Genomic DNA, 15,624 nt, shown 5'->3' with positions numbered 1-15,624 from the left:
GCTTAAGGAAGCGCGATCATGCAGCAGCCTGTCCGTATTGCCCCATCGATCCTGTCCGCTGATTTTGCACGGCTGGGCGAAGAAGTCCGCGCGATCGACGCGGCTGGCGCCGACTGGATCCATATTGACGTCATGGACGGGCATTTCGTCCCCAATCTGACGATCGGACCGATGGTGGTAAAGGCGCTGCGCCCGCACAGTGCCAAGCCGTTCGACGTGCATCTGATGATCGAGCCGGTGGACCCGTTCCTCGACGCCTTTGCCGAAGCGGGCGCCGACTGCATCTCGATCCATCCCGAAGCGGGGCCGCACGCGCACCGCAGCATCCAGCGGATCAAGGCGCTGGGCAAGCGCGCGGGGGTAGTGCTGAACCCCGCGACCCCGGCCAAGATGCTGGATTACCTACTTGAGGATGTCGATCTGGTCATGGTGATGAGCGTCAATCCCGGCTTTGGCGGCCAGCGCTTCATCGAAAGCCAGCTGCGCAAGATTTCGGCGATCCGCACCATGATCGACAAGCTGGGCAAGGCGATCGACCTTGAGGTCGATGGCGGCATCGACCCGTCCAACGCCTCCCGCGTCATCGCCGCCGGTGCCGATGCACTGGTCGCGGGAACCGCGGCCTTTCGCGGTGGCCCGGCGGCCTATGCCGACAATATCCGCGCGTTGAGGGGCGGTTGACCGATCGGCTGGACGATCCCGGTGCCGACGGGATCGAAGAAGGCAAGCGGCTGATTCGCCAGGGCGGCGACCGGGGCCTGTCGCTGTCGGATCGCATTGCGGAGCGGTTTCAGCGGCTGGCATGGCGCACGCCGCTGCACACGCTGAAGCTGAGGGGGCGTCATCCGCTCAAATTGCTGACGGTGGCCGACGACCCGTTTTTCGGTGACGTCGATCGTGGGCAGGCGCTGCTGGACGGGCAACTGGCTTTTCGCGGCGAGAGCCACGATCTGACCGCGCTGCGGCTCGACCGCGCGAGCTTTTCGCGTGCCTATGCCGAACATCTCCACGCCTTTGCATGGTTGCGCGACCTGTCCAGCGTGACGACCCGTGCGGTTGCTGCGCCAATTGCCGAAGCGATCATGCGGCAATGGATCGCGGCTTACGGTCAGACGGTGTCCGAACCCGCATGGCGTCCCGACCTGTGCGGCCGCCGTATCCTGTTCTGGACCGCGCATGCGCCGCTGATCCTGTCGTCCACCGACCTTGTTTACCGCTCTGACGTGCTGCACGCGTTGGCGCGCAGCGCCCGTCACCTGGATCGCACAGCGGACAAGGCGCCTGCCGGGGCTGCGCGCATCGCGGCATGGTGCGGCGTGATTGCGGGCGGTCTGATGATCCCTGGCGGCGACCCGCGCCGCGCCTTTGGCGAACACGGCCTTCAACGCGCGCTTGCCGCGTCGCTGACTGATGATGGCGGCATCATCGGCCGCTCGCCCGTGGCCCTGTATGACGCGATCCAGCTACTTACGATGCTGCGTGGCACCTATGCCGCGCGCCGCATGGAGCTGCCCGAAACGGTGGCAGAGCGGTTGCAGCGCATGGTCAGCGCGCTGCTGGGCTGCTGTCACGGCGACAAGTCGCTGTCCAGCTGGCAGGGCGGTGCACCGCTGGACCCCGAACTGGTGGTCCAGACCATCGAGGCGACCGGCGTGCGCACCCGTCCGCTGCGTCAGTCGCGTGACTGGGGGTATCAGCGATTATCGGCGGGCAGCACGCTGGCGATCATGGACGCCGCACCGCCGCCGGTCGCGCGGGTGGTGGAGGGCGGCTGCGCCTCTACCCTGGCGTTCGAGCTGTCCGACGGACCATGCCGCATCGTCGTGAACTGCGGCGGCGCGCGCGCGTCGCTGGCGCAGGTGCCGGGCGCGCTGACCGAGGCGCTGAGGACCACGGCCGCGCATTCGACGCTGGTGCTGGGCGATTCGAACTCGACCGCGCTGAACGCCGACGGCACGCTGGGCAAGGGCGTTGCCGAGGTGGAGCTGAGCCGCCAGGAAACCGAACCCACCAGCCGGATCGAGGCCAGCCATGACGGCTATGTCCGCCGTTTCGGGCTGAAGCATCGCCGGTTGCTGGCGCTGGGCAATGACGGCCGCGATCTGCGCGGTGAGGACATGTTGTTGCCCGAAGGGCGCAAGCGCAGTCGCGATCCGGTGCCCTTTGCCATTCGTTTCCATCTGGCGCCGGATGTCGAGATTGCGCCGACATCGGACGGCCAGGCCGCGTTCTTGCGTCTGCCGGGGCAACGGCTGTGGCAATTCCGGGCAAAGGGTGCGGCCCTGACGATCGAGGAAAGCATCTGGGTTAACGCCGCCGGTCGTCCCATCGCGACCAGCCAGCTGGTCCTGTCGGGCGAGGCGGCGCCGGGCGGAGCGAGTGTCAGCTGGGCGTTTCACCGCTCACGTTGAACCACGGGCTTGCACCCATGCGCCACCGCGCCTAACCGCGCGGGCCATGAGCACCATCCAGATCCGCCGCGCGCTGCTTTCGGTTTCCGACAAGACCGGCATCGTCGAATTGGGCCAGACACTGGCCGCCAAGGGTGTCGAGCTGGTTTCGACCGGCGGCACGGCAAAGGCATTGCGCGACGCGGGCCTGAGCGTTCGCGACATTTCCGACCTGACCGGATTTCCGGAAATGATGGACGGTCGCGTCAAGACGCTGCACCCGATGGTGCATGGCGGCCTGCTGGCCGTGCGCGACGATGCCGAGCACAAGGCGGCGATGGACGCACATGGCATCGGCGCGATCGATCTGGTGGTCGTCAATCTCTATCCCTTCGAAGCGACCGTGGCCAAGGGCGCCGAGCGCGACGAAGTGATCGAGAATATCGACATTGGTGGCCCGTCGATGGTCCGTTCGGCGGCGAAAAATCACGCCTATGTGGCGATCGTCACCGATCCGGCCGATTATGTGCTGCTGGCAAACGGTGAGACGACGCTGGATCAGCGCCGGACGCTGGCGGCCAAGGCCTATGCCGCCACCGCCGCTTATGACTCGGCGATTGCCCAGTGGTTCGCCTTCGCCGATCAGGGCGCGACTTTTCCCGCGACGCTGCCGCTGGCCTTCACCCGCGCCGACGAACTGCGCTACGGCGAAAACCCGCACCAGTCGGCGGCGCTGTACCTGCCGCGCGGCGCCCATGCCAATGGCATTGCCCAGGCCAGCCAGCTTCAGGGCAAGGCGCTGAGCTATAACAATTACAACGACGCCGATGCCGCGCTGGAGCTGGTGAGCGAGTTTCGCGATGGCCCGCCGACCGTCGTCATCGTCAAGCACGCCAATCCGTGCGGCGTGGCCAGCGCCGACACGCTGATCGACGCCTATCGCGCCGCCTTTGCCTGCGACACGGTGTCGGCATTTGGCGGCATCGTCGCGGTCAACCGCCCGCTGGACGGCGAAACCGCGCGCGCGATCACCGAGATCTTTACCGAAGTCGTCGCTGCGCCCGATGCCGATGACGAGGCAAAGGCCGTATTCGCGGCCAAGAAGAACCTGCGTCTGCTGCTGACTGGCGAGTTGGCCGATCCGGCGCGCACCGGCCTGACGGTCAAGTCGATTGCCGGGGGCCTGCTGGTCCAGTCGCGCGACGGTGGCACGCTGGCCGACCTCGACCTCAAGGTCGTGACCAAGCGTCAGCCGACCGAGCAGGAACTGGCCGATTGCCGCTTTGCCTGGACGGTTGCCAAGCACGTCAAGTCGAACGCCATCGTCTATGCCAAGGGCGGTTCGACCGCCGGTGTCGGCGCGGGCCAGATGAACCGGCTGGAATCGGCGCGCATCGCCGCGTGGAAGGCGCGCGACGCGGCCGAAAAGGCGGGCTGGGCCGAAGCGCGCACCATCGGTTCGGCGGTCGCGTCGGACGCGTTCTTCCCCTTTGCGGACGGCCTGCTGGCAGCGGTTGAGGCGGGCGCGACGGCGGTGATCCAGCCCGGCGGCTCGATCCGCGACGACGAAGTGATCGCCGCCGCCGACGAAGCGGGGTTGGCGATGATCTTCACCGGAATGCGCCACTTCCGCCACTGACCCCGGTGCAAATGGCCAAGCGGGCTGCTATCGCTTGGCCATGCCGCATCTCTATCTCGTCGACGGTTCGGGTTACATCTTCCGCGCCTATCACCGGCTCCCGCCGCTCACCAACCAGCATGGGGAGCCGGTGGGGGCCGTTTACGGCTATACCACCATGTTGTGGAAGCTGGCGGACGAGCTGCACAAGGCCGATGGCCCGACGCACATGGCCGTCATTCTGGACAAATCCAGCAAGACGTTCCGCAACGACCTGTACGACCAGTACAAGGCGCATCGCCCGCCGCCACCTGAGGATCTGGTCCCGCAATTCCCGATGATCCGCGATGCCACGCGGGCCTTCAGCCTGCCGTGCATCGAGGAAGAGGGGTGGGAGGCGGACGACCTGATCGCCAGCTATGCCAAGGCCGCGCTGGCGCAAGGGTGGCAGGTCACGATCGTCAGTTCGGACAAGGACCTGATGCAGCTGGTCGAGGACGGCAGCCTCGACTTGTACGACACGATGAACAATCGTCGCCTGGGCCGCGCCCATGTCGAGGAAAAGTTCGGCGTCGGCCCCGAAAAGCTGGGCGACGTGCTGGCGCTGATGGGCGACAGCGTCGACAATGTGCCCGGCGTCCCCGGCGTGGGGCCGAAAACGGCGGCCAAGCTGATCCTTGAACATGGCGACCTCGAATCTGTGCTGGCCGCCGCGCCCGACATGAAAAAGGGCAAGCTGCGCGACAACCTGATCGAACATGCCGAAATGGCGCGGCTGTCGCGGCGGCTGGTCGAATTGTCGTGCGACGTGCCGCTGCCCGACCCGCTCGACGCGCTGGAGATGCAGGGCATTCCCGACGCGCCGCTTCGCGCTTTTCTTGAGCATCACGGCTTCCGCTCGCTGATCGCCAAGCTGTCCGCCGTCGCCGATGCCCCGGTCGCGGCGGCTGTCGCGCCGGTCGCGCAGGAAGAAGAACCGCCGTGCAATCACGACGGCTATGAAACCGTCACCGACGTAGATGCGCTCGACCGCTGGATCATCGCGGCGCGGCATCAGGGCTGGATGGCGGTCGATACCGAGACGACGGGCACCGATCCGATGCGTGCCGATCTGGTCGGCATCAGCATCGCGCTGCACCCCAATCTGGCGTGCTATATCCCGATCGCGCATGGCGGCAGCGACATGTTCGCCGAAAAGCCGGTGCAGCTGGACCGTGCGCTGGTGCTGGAACGCCTGAAGCCGCTGCTGGAGGACGAAAGCGTCCTCAAGATCGGTCACAACCTGAAATACGACTTCATCATCCTGTCGCGCTGCGGGATCACGGTCGCGCCCTATGACGATACCATCGTCATGAGCTTCGACCTTGACGCCGGGCTGCACGGGCATGGCATGGACGAGCTGGCGGCAACGCATCTGTCGCACCAGTGCATCGCGTACAAGGACGTGGTCGGCACGGGCAAGAAGCAGCTGGGCTTCCACGAAGTCGACCTTAAGGCCGCGACCCGCTACGCTGCCGAGGATGCGGACGTGACGCTACGCCTGTGGCGCCGGTTCAAGCCGCGCCTGCCCTATGAGCGAGCGACCACCGTTTACGAGCTGGTCGACCGGCCCCTGGTGCGCGTGATCGCCGAAATGGAAATGGCCGGGGTCAAGGTCGACGCCGCCACGCTGTCGCGCCTGTCCGAAGAGTTCGCCGGGCAGATGGCGTCGCTGGAAACGGAGATTCACGGCCTTGCCGGCGGCCCCTTCACCATCGGCAGTCCCAAGCAACTGGGCGACGTGCTGTTCGTGCAACTGGGCCTGAAGGGCGGGCGAAAGGGCAAATCGGGCGTCTATTCGACCGATGTGAACGAGCTTGAACGGTTGGCGGGCGAAGGCGTGGAGATTGCGCGCAAGGTGCTGGACTGGCGTCAGCTGTCCAAGCTGAAGTCGACCTATACCGACGCGCTGCAACAGCAGATCAACCCGCAGACGGGCCGCGTTCACACAAGCTACAGCCTGACCGGCGCGCAGACCGGGCGGTTGTCGTCGACCGACCCGAACCTTCAGAACATTCCTATCCGCACCGAAATCGGTCGCCAGATTCGCGACGCCTTCGTCGCGGAACCGGGCAATGTCATCCTCGCCGCCGACTATTCGCAGATTGAGCTGAGGCTGGCCGCACACATCGCCGATGTGCCCGCGCTTCGCGATGCGTTCGCGGCGGGGGAGGACATCCACAACCGCACTGCCACCGAATTGTTCGGCGAAGTGAACCGCGACACGCGCGCGCGGGCCAAGACGATCAACTTCGCGATCCTCTATGGCATTTCGCGCTGGGGCCTGGCCGGGCGGCTGGACGTGTCACCGGACGAAGCGCAGTCGATGATCGACCGCTATTTCGAACGCTTTCCCGGCATCAATCGCTATATTGCCGATACGCTGGCCGAGGCCAAGGAGCGCGGATATACGACGACGCTGTTCGGGCGAAAGACGCATTTCCCCCGGATCCGCGCGTCGAACCCCAATGAGCGGGCCGGCAGCGAACGCGCCGCCATCAACGCACCGATTCAGGGTACCAGCGCCGACATCATCAAGCGTGCGATGACGCGCATGGGCCCGGCACTGATCGAGGCTGGGTTGCCCGATGTTCGGATGCTGATGCAGGTGCATGACGAGCTGGTGTTCGAATTGCCCGCTGGCGATGTGGAGACAGCGCGGCCGGTGATCGAGCGGGTAATGGCGACGGCCGCCGAACCGCTGGTCAAGCTGACGGTGCCGCTGGCGGTCGAGATCGGCGTGGGGCCAAGCTGGGGCGCGGCGCATTGATGCGGGCGCGGCGGGGCCAAAGCGTTGCGCGTTTGTCGCATCGGTAACGCAATCGCTGCAACAGGGCTTTGGCGTTTCGATGCTTTCGCCTAGACGCGGGCGACCGTGACAGCCACCACCCCCGACCCCGCTCGCCCCGACGACGATATCGCTGCGCTGGCGAAAGGCGGGCGCACGAATGTGTTGGGATTCGTGCTGCGGCTGGCGGCGCGGTTGCCGTTCCTGTTCATCGCGGGCCGCGTCTACGGCCCCGAAATCGTCGGCCGGTTCGCCATCGCGGTGCTGGTGGTCGAACTCGCTGCGCTGCTCGCAACGCTGGGGTTGAAGCGCGGACTGGCGCAGGCGCTGGCAAAGACCGACCGACCGCACGCGCATGTCGTGTGGGATGCGATCGCGGTGGCGCTGATCCTGTCGCTGATCGCCAGTGCCGTGCTGTTCGTCTTTCCGCAGATCATGTACCCCAACAGCGAGGTGATCGGGTTCGAGCGCCTGTTGCCGCTGGTGGTGTTCGCCGTTGCCTGTTCCGACATTTCGCTGGCGGCGCTGGCCTATCGCCTGAACGTCAAGGCGGCGGTAACGGCGCGCGCGGTGGTGGAGCCGTGGACGATCAGCATCGCGGCGTGGCTGCTTTCCTATGTCTCGGCGCGTGACGGGCTGATCATCGCCTATGTCCTGTCGATGATCGCGGCGCTGATCGCCAGCCTGGTGCCCTTTATCCGCAGCTATGGCCTGCCTACGGGCTGGCGCCCGCATCTGACGCCGATGTTCGCACTGGCGCGCGCCAATGCGCCGCTGGCCGGTGCGGATGCCATCGAATGGGGCACGCGCAATGTCGACCGCTTCATCCTGGGCCTGGTGTTCCCGCCCACCGTGGTCGGCATCTATTACATGGCGCAGCAGGTCGCATCGCTGCCGCAAAAGCTGAAGACCAGTTTCGATCCCGTGCTCGGCCCCGTCATCACCGCGCGGCTGGCGGTGAATGATCGTGCGGCGGTGGCGGCACAAATCCGCCAGGTGGGTTTCTGGATCATGGCGGCACAGGCGGGGCTGGCACTGATCGGCGGCATTCCGGCAGAGGGCGTGATGGGGGTTGTCGGCCCCGAATTCGTCGCCGGGGCCGGGGCGCTGTGCTTCCTGCTGGTGGCCGAAGTGCTGGCCGCCAATGGCGCGGTCGCTGAATCGGGGCTGGTCTATATCGCGCGCCATCGCAACCTGATGGTGTCGATCGCGATCATCGGGGTGCAGGTGGCCCTGACCTTTGCCCTGTTGTTCGTCGCGCGTTCGCTGGCCTGGCCTGAAGGCTGGGCAGCGGCGATGCCCGCAGTCGCGCTGGCGATGTCGCTGGCGCTGGGATCGGTGGTGAAGGCGTGGCTGGCCGCGCGGCTGTTAGGCGCGCCGGTATCGGCATGGCGCTGGCCGTTCGTGTGGGCGGTGCTGGCAACCTCGATCGTCGGCTGGGCCTTTGTCCAGTTGCCGCCCGAACTGGAATGGGCCGAGCTGATGATCGGCATTCCGACGATGCTGCTGGTCTATTGCGCCATCATCTGGCGCTGGGCGTTCAAGCAAGAGGATCGGGCGCTGTTCCATCGCACATCCGCCTGATGTTCCCTTGATGTTCGCATGCCGCTATAGGAGCGGCGGTGAACGACGAAGCGCCCCCCGTTCGCAAGATCATCCATGTCGACATGGACGCCTTTTTCGCGTCGGTCGAACAGCGCGATGCGCCCGAATTGCGCGGACGCCCGGTGGCGGTCGGGCACGGTGCGGCGCGCGGCGTGGTCGCGGCGGCAAGCTATGAGGCACGGGCATTCGGCGTGCGATCCGCGTTGCCGTCGGTCACGGCCATTCGTCGCTGTCCCGACCTGATCTTCGTGCGGCCGCGCTTCGAAGTGTACCGCGCCGTCAGCCGCCAGATCCACGGCATCTTCGCCGACTATACCGACTTGATCCAGCCGCTGTCGCTGGACGAGGCCTATCTGGACGTGACGCACAACAGGCGCGGCATCGAAACCGCCTGGGCCACCGCGCGCGAGATCCGCGCGCGAATTCGTGAGGAGACAGGGCTGACCGCGTCGGCGGGCATTTCGTACAACAAGTTTCTCGCCAAGCTGGCATCCGACCATCGCAAGCCCGACGGGCAATTCGCGGTGACACCCGATATGGGCGCCGACTGGGTGGCCGGATTGCCGGTCGAGCGGTTTCACGGCGTCGGCCCGGTGACGGCGGCCAAGATGAAGCGGCTGGGCATCCACACCGGGGCCGACCTGCGCGATCGCCCGATGGCGTTTCTGGTCGCCAATTTCGGCAGTTCCGCCGAATGGTATCACCGGATCGCGCGCGGGCAGGATGACCGGCCCGTCAATCCCAACCGCAACCGCAAATCGTCAGGCAGCGAGACGACCTTCTCACGCGACCTGACCGACCCCGCGGCGATCGAGGCGGAACTGATCGGGCAGGCGGACGAGGTGTGGGACTGGTGCGTCTCGCGTGAGACATGGGGACGCACGGTGACGGTAAAGGCGCGCTACAGCGACTTTCGACAGGTCACGCGCAGCCGCACCACCCCCGCGCCGGTGCGAAGCCGCGAACAACTCCACGCGACCGCCCGCGCATTGATCGCCACGCTCTATCCGCTTGAGCGCGGACTGCGGCTGGTGGGTGTGACGGTTTCGAACTTTGGCGAAGGCGAGGGCGACGATGCGCCCTCGCTGTTCGACTGATCGCGCTTATTGTGTCGGGAAACCGCGACGCTTGAACAGCGCCTGCACATCGGGGTCGCGGCCGCGGAAGGTGCGATAGGCTTGCTTGCGGTCGGTTTCGTTGCCGGTTTCGAGCAGCACCGTGCGGAAACGGTCGGCCACACCCTTGTTCCAGACGTCGCCCGTTTCCTCGAACGCGGCCCAGGTGTCGGCGTCCATCGTTTCCGACCAGAGATAGCTGTAATAGCCCGCTGAATAGGCGTCGGACGAGAACAGGTGATTGAACTGCGGCAAGCGGTGCCGCATCACGATTTCGTCCGGCATGCCGATTTCGGCCAGCGCCTCCCGTTCGAACGCGTCGGGATCGGTCACCGGCGTCTCCCGGTTGTGCAGCTTCATGTCGACGATCGCCGACGACAGATATTCGACCGTGTCGAAGCCCTGGTTGAAGGTCTGCGCCTTCTTGATCTTTTCCACCAGCGCCGCCGGGATCGGCTGACCCGTCTTGTAATGCTTGGCAAAGCGGTTCAGCACGTCGGGGGTCAGCAGCCAGTTTTCATTCACCTGGCTGGGATATTCGACGAAGTCGCGCGGCGTGCCGGCAAGGCCGGGATAATAAGGCTTGCCCAGCAGGCTGTGCAGCGCGTGGCCGAATTCATGGAACAGCGTGGTCGCATCGTCCAGGCTGACCAGCGTCGGCTCACCCGCCGCGCCCTTGGTGAAGTTGTTGTTGTTCGACGCCAGCACGATGCGTTCGCCGCGCAGGCCCGTGCGCGTGCGATAGGCGGTGGCCCATGCGCCCGACCGCTTGCCCGCACGCGCGAAATTGTCGAGGTAGAACACGCCGACCGTCTGGCCGCCGCGCGTCACTTCGAACGTGCGGACATCGGGGTGGAAGACCGGGATGGTGCCGGTATTTTCCTTGAACTGAAGGCCGTACAGGCGACCGGCGGCATAGAACATGCCGTCGACCATGTTGTTCAGCTCAAGATACGGCTTCACCTCTCCTTCATCGAGGTCGTACTTCGCCTTGCGGACCTTTTCGGCGTAGTAGCGGTAGTCCCAGCCCTCGATCTTGATCTTCGGCCCCTTGCCGGCGGCGGCTTCCTGATCGGCCAGCTTCTGCATGTCGGCCACTTCCTCTGCCACGCGCGCGCGGGCGGCGGGCCAGACCGACATCATCAGCTTCATCGCGGCTTCGGGCGTTTCCGCCATCGTGTCGTCCATGCGATATTCGGCGTGGTTCTTGAACCCCAGCACCTTTGCACGATCCTGACGCAGTTTCAGAATCGTGGCGATGGTCGCATTGGTATCGTTCGCGTCGCCATTGTCGCCGCGATTGATGTACGCCTTGTACACCTTTTCGCGAAGCGGACGGTTGTGCGCGTACATCAGGAAGGGCTGCATCGACGAACGGGTGTTCTTGACTGCCCATTTGCCCGCTTGCCCGCGTGCCTTCGCCTCGTCAGCAAGGCTCGCCTTGAAGCTGTCGGGCAGGCCGGCCAGATCGGCCTCGCTGTCGATGATGATCGCCGTTTCCTCATCCGCCAGCACCTTGCGGCTGAAGTCGGTATAGGCCTTGGCTAGTTCGCCGTTGATGCGCTTGACCTCGGCCTTCTGGCTTTCGTTCAACAGCGCGCCGGACGTGACATAATCGCGATAGGTGCGTTCCAGCAGGCGCATCTGCTGTGCGTTCAGGCCCAGCGTCTGGCGCTTGTCGTACAGCGTCTTGACCCGCTGGAACATCTTGGGATCAAGGCTGAGTTCGGTCGCAAACGCCGACAGCTTGGGGTTCCATTCGGCGGCGATCGCCTGAACCTCTGGCGTGGCGAGGTTGCTGTTATAGACGCCCCACACCGGATATACGCGGTCAAAGGCGTTGATCGCCCTTTCCTGTGCCTCGATCGTGTTGGCGAAGGTGGGGGCGGCGGGGTTGTCGCGCACTGCCACGAACTGCGCCCGTGCCTCCGCCATGGCGCGTTCGAACGCGGCGGGGAACATGGCGGGCTTCACCTTGTCCCACCGGGGCACCCCGTCGAACGCGCCGGTCCATTCGGCGGTCATGGGTGTGGGATCGACGGCAGCGGGTGCGGTGGTCTGGTTCTGGGTCATGGCATTGGCCTGCGCGCTGAGGGCAAGCAACGAAGCGGTGGCGAACAGGATCGCGCCGGTGGCAGATTTCATCGGGTTTCCCAAAGGCATGAGGAATGGTTGCAACGATAACCACTCCGTCACGCCGGGCGCAAGCAATGCTGCCGATCAGTTTGCCAGCAGGGGCTGGGGTTTTTCGCTGTTGTGATAGGCGACAACCCGCGCGACGACATTCTGCATCAGCTTCTGCCGCTCGCGGATGGGGCGAGTGGTGTCACCGATCATCACCGCCACGGCATAGCTGCGGCCATTGGGAGCGGTCAGGATGCCGACATCGTTGAACCCGGCGGTACGCCCCATCAGATCCTGCCCGGTGCCGGTCTTGTGCGCCAGTTTCCAGCCCGGCGGCACGCTGGCGCGAAGGCGCGCATGGCCGGTGCGCGAGCTTTCCATCGTCGCGATCAGCCACTGGGTAGAGGCGGGCGACAGCAGCTCCCCGCGCTTCAGCTTGGTCAGCGCATTGGCGATCGAACCGGCGGCGGCGCCGTCGATCGGGTTTGCGACATAGCTGTTGAACGCAGTCTGGCGCACATTGGGCGGCAGCTTGGCACGTGCCGCCTGGAACGCGCGGCCCATGGCGTAGTCCTGCCGCCAGGGCAGCCCCGCCGTGCGGCTTTGCAACAGGCGCTCGCCGGGACCGAACTTGATCGCGCCCAGCGAATGACGCTTGATAAAGGCGTTGACCACCGCCGGCCCGCCGACATGGCGCAACAACCGGTCATTGGCGGTATTGTCGCTCATGGTCATCGCGCGGCGCACCAGTTCGCGCACCGTGGTGTTGTAGACCCCGTTCTTCAGAAGCGACGCGATCGGCTGGTGGAACAGCGTCAGGTCTTCCTTGGTGACGGTGATCGGATCGTCCAGCCTTACGCGGCCCTGATCCACCTGATCCAGCAGGGTCAGCGTCACCCACAGCTTGCTGACCGATTGCTGCGGCATCGGCACGTCGCCATTTTTCGCGACCATCCACCCCGCGTCGATGCTTTTGACCGCAACGCCCACCTTACCGCCAAAGCTGCCGACCAGGCCGTTGATGTCGGTGACCAAGGGCGTGGGAGCGGGAACCACAACTTCACGCGGTCGTTCCTGCTTGTGAACATAACCGGGCGGCAGCAATTCGGTGATGCGTCCGTCGCGATGCTGCGGGGCCGCCCCGATCAGCATGAGCGGCGCAAGTCCGCCAAGCGTCAATGCACGCTCAAGCACCGAAAATTGAGTCAGCACCATCTCAGTCCGCCAAGCCCCCCGTCACGGTCGCCACCATGGTGCAGCCGGGCCATGCCGGGCAAGCCATGCGCGACGCGGCTGCGACGAATACATCTATGCTATCGACGGATGACGGACAACCGGCGAATACCGTTAATTCAGATGCTTCCGCACCGGTTCAAGGGATCAGAACCGTGTCGGCGGCGGCGTCCAGCGTGTCGGTATAGTCGAGCGTGTAATGCAGCCCCCGGCTTTCATGCCGGTGCAGCGCGGACCGCACGATCAATTCCGCCGATTGAAGCAGGTTGCGAAGCTCGATCAGGTCGGGGGTCACGCGGAAATGCCCGTAATAATCGGCCACTTCCTCCTGCAGCATCTTGATGCGGTGCTGCGCGCGCTCCAGCCGCTTGGTGGTGCGAACGATGCCGACATAATTCCACATGAAGCGGCGGATTTCGGTCCAGTTCTGCTTGATGACCACTTCCTCGTCGCTGTCGGTGACGCGGCTGTCGTCCCATGGCCGGATGGCGGGCGGCGGGGGCAGGTCGTCCCAATGCGCGGCGATATGGTTCGCGGCCGCTTCCCCGAACACGAAACATTCGAGCAGCGAGTTCGACGCCAGGCGATTGGCGCCGTGCAGCCCCGACTGGCTGACCTCTCCCGCGGCATACAGGCCGGGCAGGTCGGTGCGACCGTCACGGTCCACCACCACGCCGCCGCAGGTGTAATGCTGCGCCGGCACCACCGGAATGGGTTCGCGGGTCATGTCGATGCCCAGTTCGGACAGGCGCGCATGAATGGTCGGGAAATGCGCCTTCACGAAATCCGGCCCGCGATGGCTGATGTCCAGATGAACGAAGTCCAGGCCGAAACGCTTGATTTCTGCGTCGATCGCGCGGGCGACCACATCGCGCGGTGCCAGTTCAAGCCGTTCGGCATCGTAATAGGTCATGAAGCGCTTGCCGGTGGTCGGATTGATCAACCGCCCCCCTTCGCCGCGCACCGCTTCGGTAATCAGGAAGTTCTTGACCTCCAGATGGAACAGGCAGGTCGGGTGGAATTGCATGAATTCCATGTTCGACACACGCGCGCCCGCGCGCCACGCCATGGCAATGCCGTCCCCCGTCGCGCCCCGCGGCGCGGTGGAGAATTGATAGGTGCGCCCCGCACCACCCGTCGCCAATATGGTCGCGCGGGCAGTGTACAAGTCGACCTGCCCAGTGCCGCGGTTATAGGCATAGACGCCGTGGACATGCCCCGCGCCCGAATAACGCATTTCGTGGCGGCTGGTGGCCAGGTCGATGGCGACCATGTCGGGCACCAGCGTGATGTTGGGATGCGCGTGCGCCGCGCGCAGCAACGCGTCCTGCACGGCCCATCCCGTCGCGTCATCGACATGAACGATGCGCCGGTGGCTGTGCCCGCCCTCCCGCGTCAGGTGCCAGCCATTGCCACCATTTTCGGCCACGTTGAACGGCACGCCCAGTGCCGCCAGCCGCTCGATCGCAGCGGGTGCGCGTTCGACCACGAATTCGACCGTCGCCCGGTCATTCAGGCCAGCACCCGCGACGATGGTGTCGCGGACATGATGCTCGAACGTGTCGCCCGGTTCCAGCACGGCGGCGATGCCGCCTTGCGCCCAGGCGGTCGACCCTTCGTCCAGCCGTCCCTTGGCCAGCACGGTGACGCTGAAGCGGTCCGCCAGGTTCAACGCCGCCGTCAGCCCCGCCGCGCCCGACCCGATGACGAGGACGTCGCTGGTCATCGAAACTCCTTCCCGTGAAACAAGCCCGCTTTGCGCGCGGCGATCAGCCATTGGCGGCGCGCGTCAGGTTGAGGAATACGTCCTCAAGGTCCGCCTCGCGCGTGGTCACGTCGACGATACCGAATCCGTCGCGCGTAATCGCGGCCAGCACTTCGCCCGCGTTCGCGCGGTCCTTGCGATAGGTGATGGCCAGCGTGCGTTCGTCCAGCACCTCGACCTTTTCGAAGCACGCATTGCCGGGCGGTGTCGTCACGTCGCGGTCGAGGGTCACGACCACCTGCTTTTCCTGCGCCATGCCGATCAGCGCGCGGGTGGGTTCATTGGCGACGACGCGCCCATGATTGATGATGGCGATACGGTCGCAAAGCTCTTCGGCTTCTTCGAGATAATGGGTGGTCAGCACCACCGTCACGCCGCGTGCGTTGAGGCCGCGGACATAATCCCACAACTGGCGGCGCAGTTCGATGTCGACGCCCGCCGTCGGTTCATCCAGCACGATGACGGGCGGCGAATGGACCATTGCCTTTGCCACCATCAGCCGCCGCTTCATCCCGCCCGACAGCGTGCGGGAATAGGCATTCGCCTTGTCCTCCAACCCCATGGCACGCAACAGGTCCATGCTGCGGCGCTTCGCCTTTGGCACGCCGTAGAAACCGGCCTGATTCTCCAGCGTCTCGAACGGCGTGAAGAACGGGTCGAAGGTGATTTCCTGATTGACGATGCCGATCGACGCCTTGGCATTGCGCGGGTGGGCGTCGATGTCGAAGCCCCAGATCGACGCCGTGCCACCGGTCTTGTTGACCAGCCCGGCCAGGATGTTGATCAGCGTCGACTTGCCCGCGCCATTGGGGCCGAGCAGGCCGAACACCTGCCCCCGCGGCACGTCGAACGTCACGCCGTCCAGCGCGCGCTTGCCCCCCGCATAGGTTTTGCACAGGTCGCGGATCGAAATGGCGGCTTCGGTCATGAACGCCACCTAATGCGCC

Annotated in this window: 10 protein-coding genes; 6 read left to right on the top strand and 4 right to left on the bottom strand. The window is 65.4% G+C overall.

The window, feature by feature from the left end; all coding sequences use genetic code 11:
• Positions 1–18: 18 nt before the first annotated feature.
• The 6 genes from rpe to dinB all read left to right on the top strand — a co-directional run bounded on the left by rpe (position 19) and on the right by dinB (position 9,537).
• Entirely contained in the window at positions 19–681 is a 663-nt protein-coding gene (gene rpe, locus ACAX61_RS08240; protein WP_370714282.1) for a ribulose-phosphate 3-epimerase, read from the top strand.
• Positions 678–2,411, top strand: coding sequence for a heparinase II/III family protein (locus ACAX61_RS08235; protein ID WP_370714281.1), 1,734 nt, complete (start codon positions 678–680; stop codon positions 2,409–2,411). The genes rpe and ACAX61_RS08235 overlap by 4 nt, the downstream gene beginning before the upstream one ends.
• Before the next feature lie 46 nt (positions 2,412–2,457).
• Positions 2,458–4,029, top strand: a complete 1,572-nt coding sequence (gene purH / locus ACAX61_RS08230) for a bifunctional phosphoribosylaminoimidazolecarboxamide formyltransferase/IMP cyclohydrolase (RefSeq protein ID WP_370714280.1) — start codon at positions 2,458–2,460, stop codon at positions 4,027–4,029.
• 40 nt (positions 4,030–4,069) lie between these two features.
• Complete coding sequence (gene polA, locus ACAX61_RS08225) at positions 4,070–6,817, top strand: DNA polymerase I (protein ID WP_370714279.1); 2,748 nt, start codon at positions 4,070–4,072, stop codon at positions 6,815–6,817.
• Between the two features lie 105 nt (positions 6,818–6,922).
• Complete coding sequence (locus ACAX61_RS08220; protein WP_370714278.1) at positions 6,923–8,419, top strand: lipopolysaccharide biosynthesis protein; 1,497 nt, start codon at positions 6,923–6,925, stop codon at positions 8,417–8,419.
• Positions 8,420–8,502: 83 nt separating this feature from the next.
• Entirely contained in the window at positions 8,503–9,537 is a 1,035-nt protein-coding gene (gene dinB, locus ACAX61_RS08215) for a DNA polymerase IV (RefSeq protein WP_370714950.1), read from the top strand.
• Positions 9,538–9,543: 6 nt separating this feature from the next.
• Here dinB and ACAX61_RS08210 read toward each other — a convergent pair whose 3' ends face one another.
• The 4 genes from ACAX61_RS08210 to ACAX61_RS08195 all read right to left on the bottom strand — a co-directional run bounded on the left by ACAX61_RS08210 (position 9,544) and on the right by ACAX61_RS08195 (position 15,605).
• On the bottom strand, positions 9,544–11,700 hold the full coding sequence (locus ACAX61_RS08210; RefSeq protein WP_370714277.1) for a M3 family metallopeptidase: 2,157 nt from the start codon (positions 11,698–11,700) through the stop codon (positions 9,544–9,546).
• Positions 11,701–11,775: 75 nt separating this feature from the next.
• Positions 11,776–12,894, bottom strand: a complete 1,119-nt coding sequence (locus tag ACAX61_RS08205) for a serine hydrolase (protein WP_370714276.1) — start codon at positions 12,892–12,894, stop codon at positions 11,776–11,778.
• Positions 12,895–13,051: 157 nt separating this feature from the next.
• On the bottom strand, positions 13,052–14,638 hold the full coding sequence (nadB, locus tag ACAX61_RS08200) for an L-aspartate oxidase (RefSeq protein ID WP_370714275.1): 1,587 nt from the start codon (positions 14,636–14,638) through the stop codon (positions 13,052–13,054).
• 43 nt (positions 14,639–14,681) lie between these two features.
• Complete coding sequence (locus ACAX61_RS08195) at positions 14,682–15,605, bottom strand: ABC transporter ATP-binding protein (protein ID WP_370714274.1); 924 nt, start codon at positions 15,603–15,605, stop codon at positions 14,682–14,684.
• Positions 15,606–15,624: the final 19 nt, after the last annotated feature.

The sequence above is a fragment of the Sphingomonas sp. IW22 genome (assembly GCF_041321155.1).
GTDB lineage: Bacteria > Pseudomonadota > Alphaproteobacteria > Sphingomonadales > Sphingomonadaceae > Sphingomonas.
This window is presented reverse-complemented; position numbering and strand designations above follow the sequence as displayed.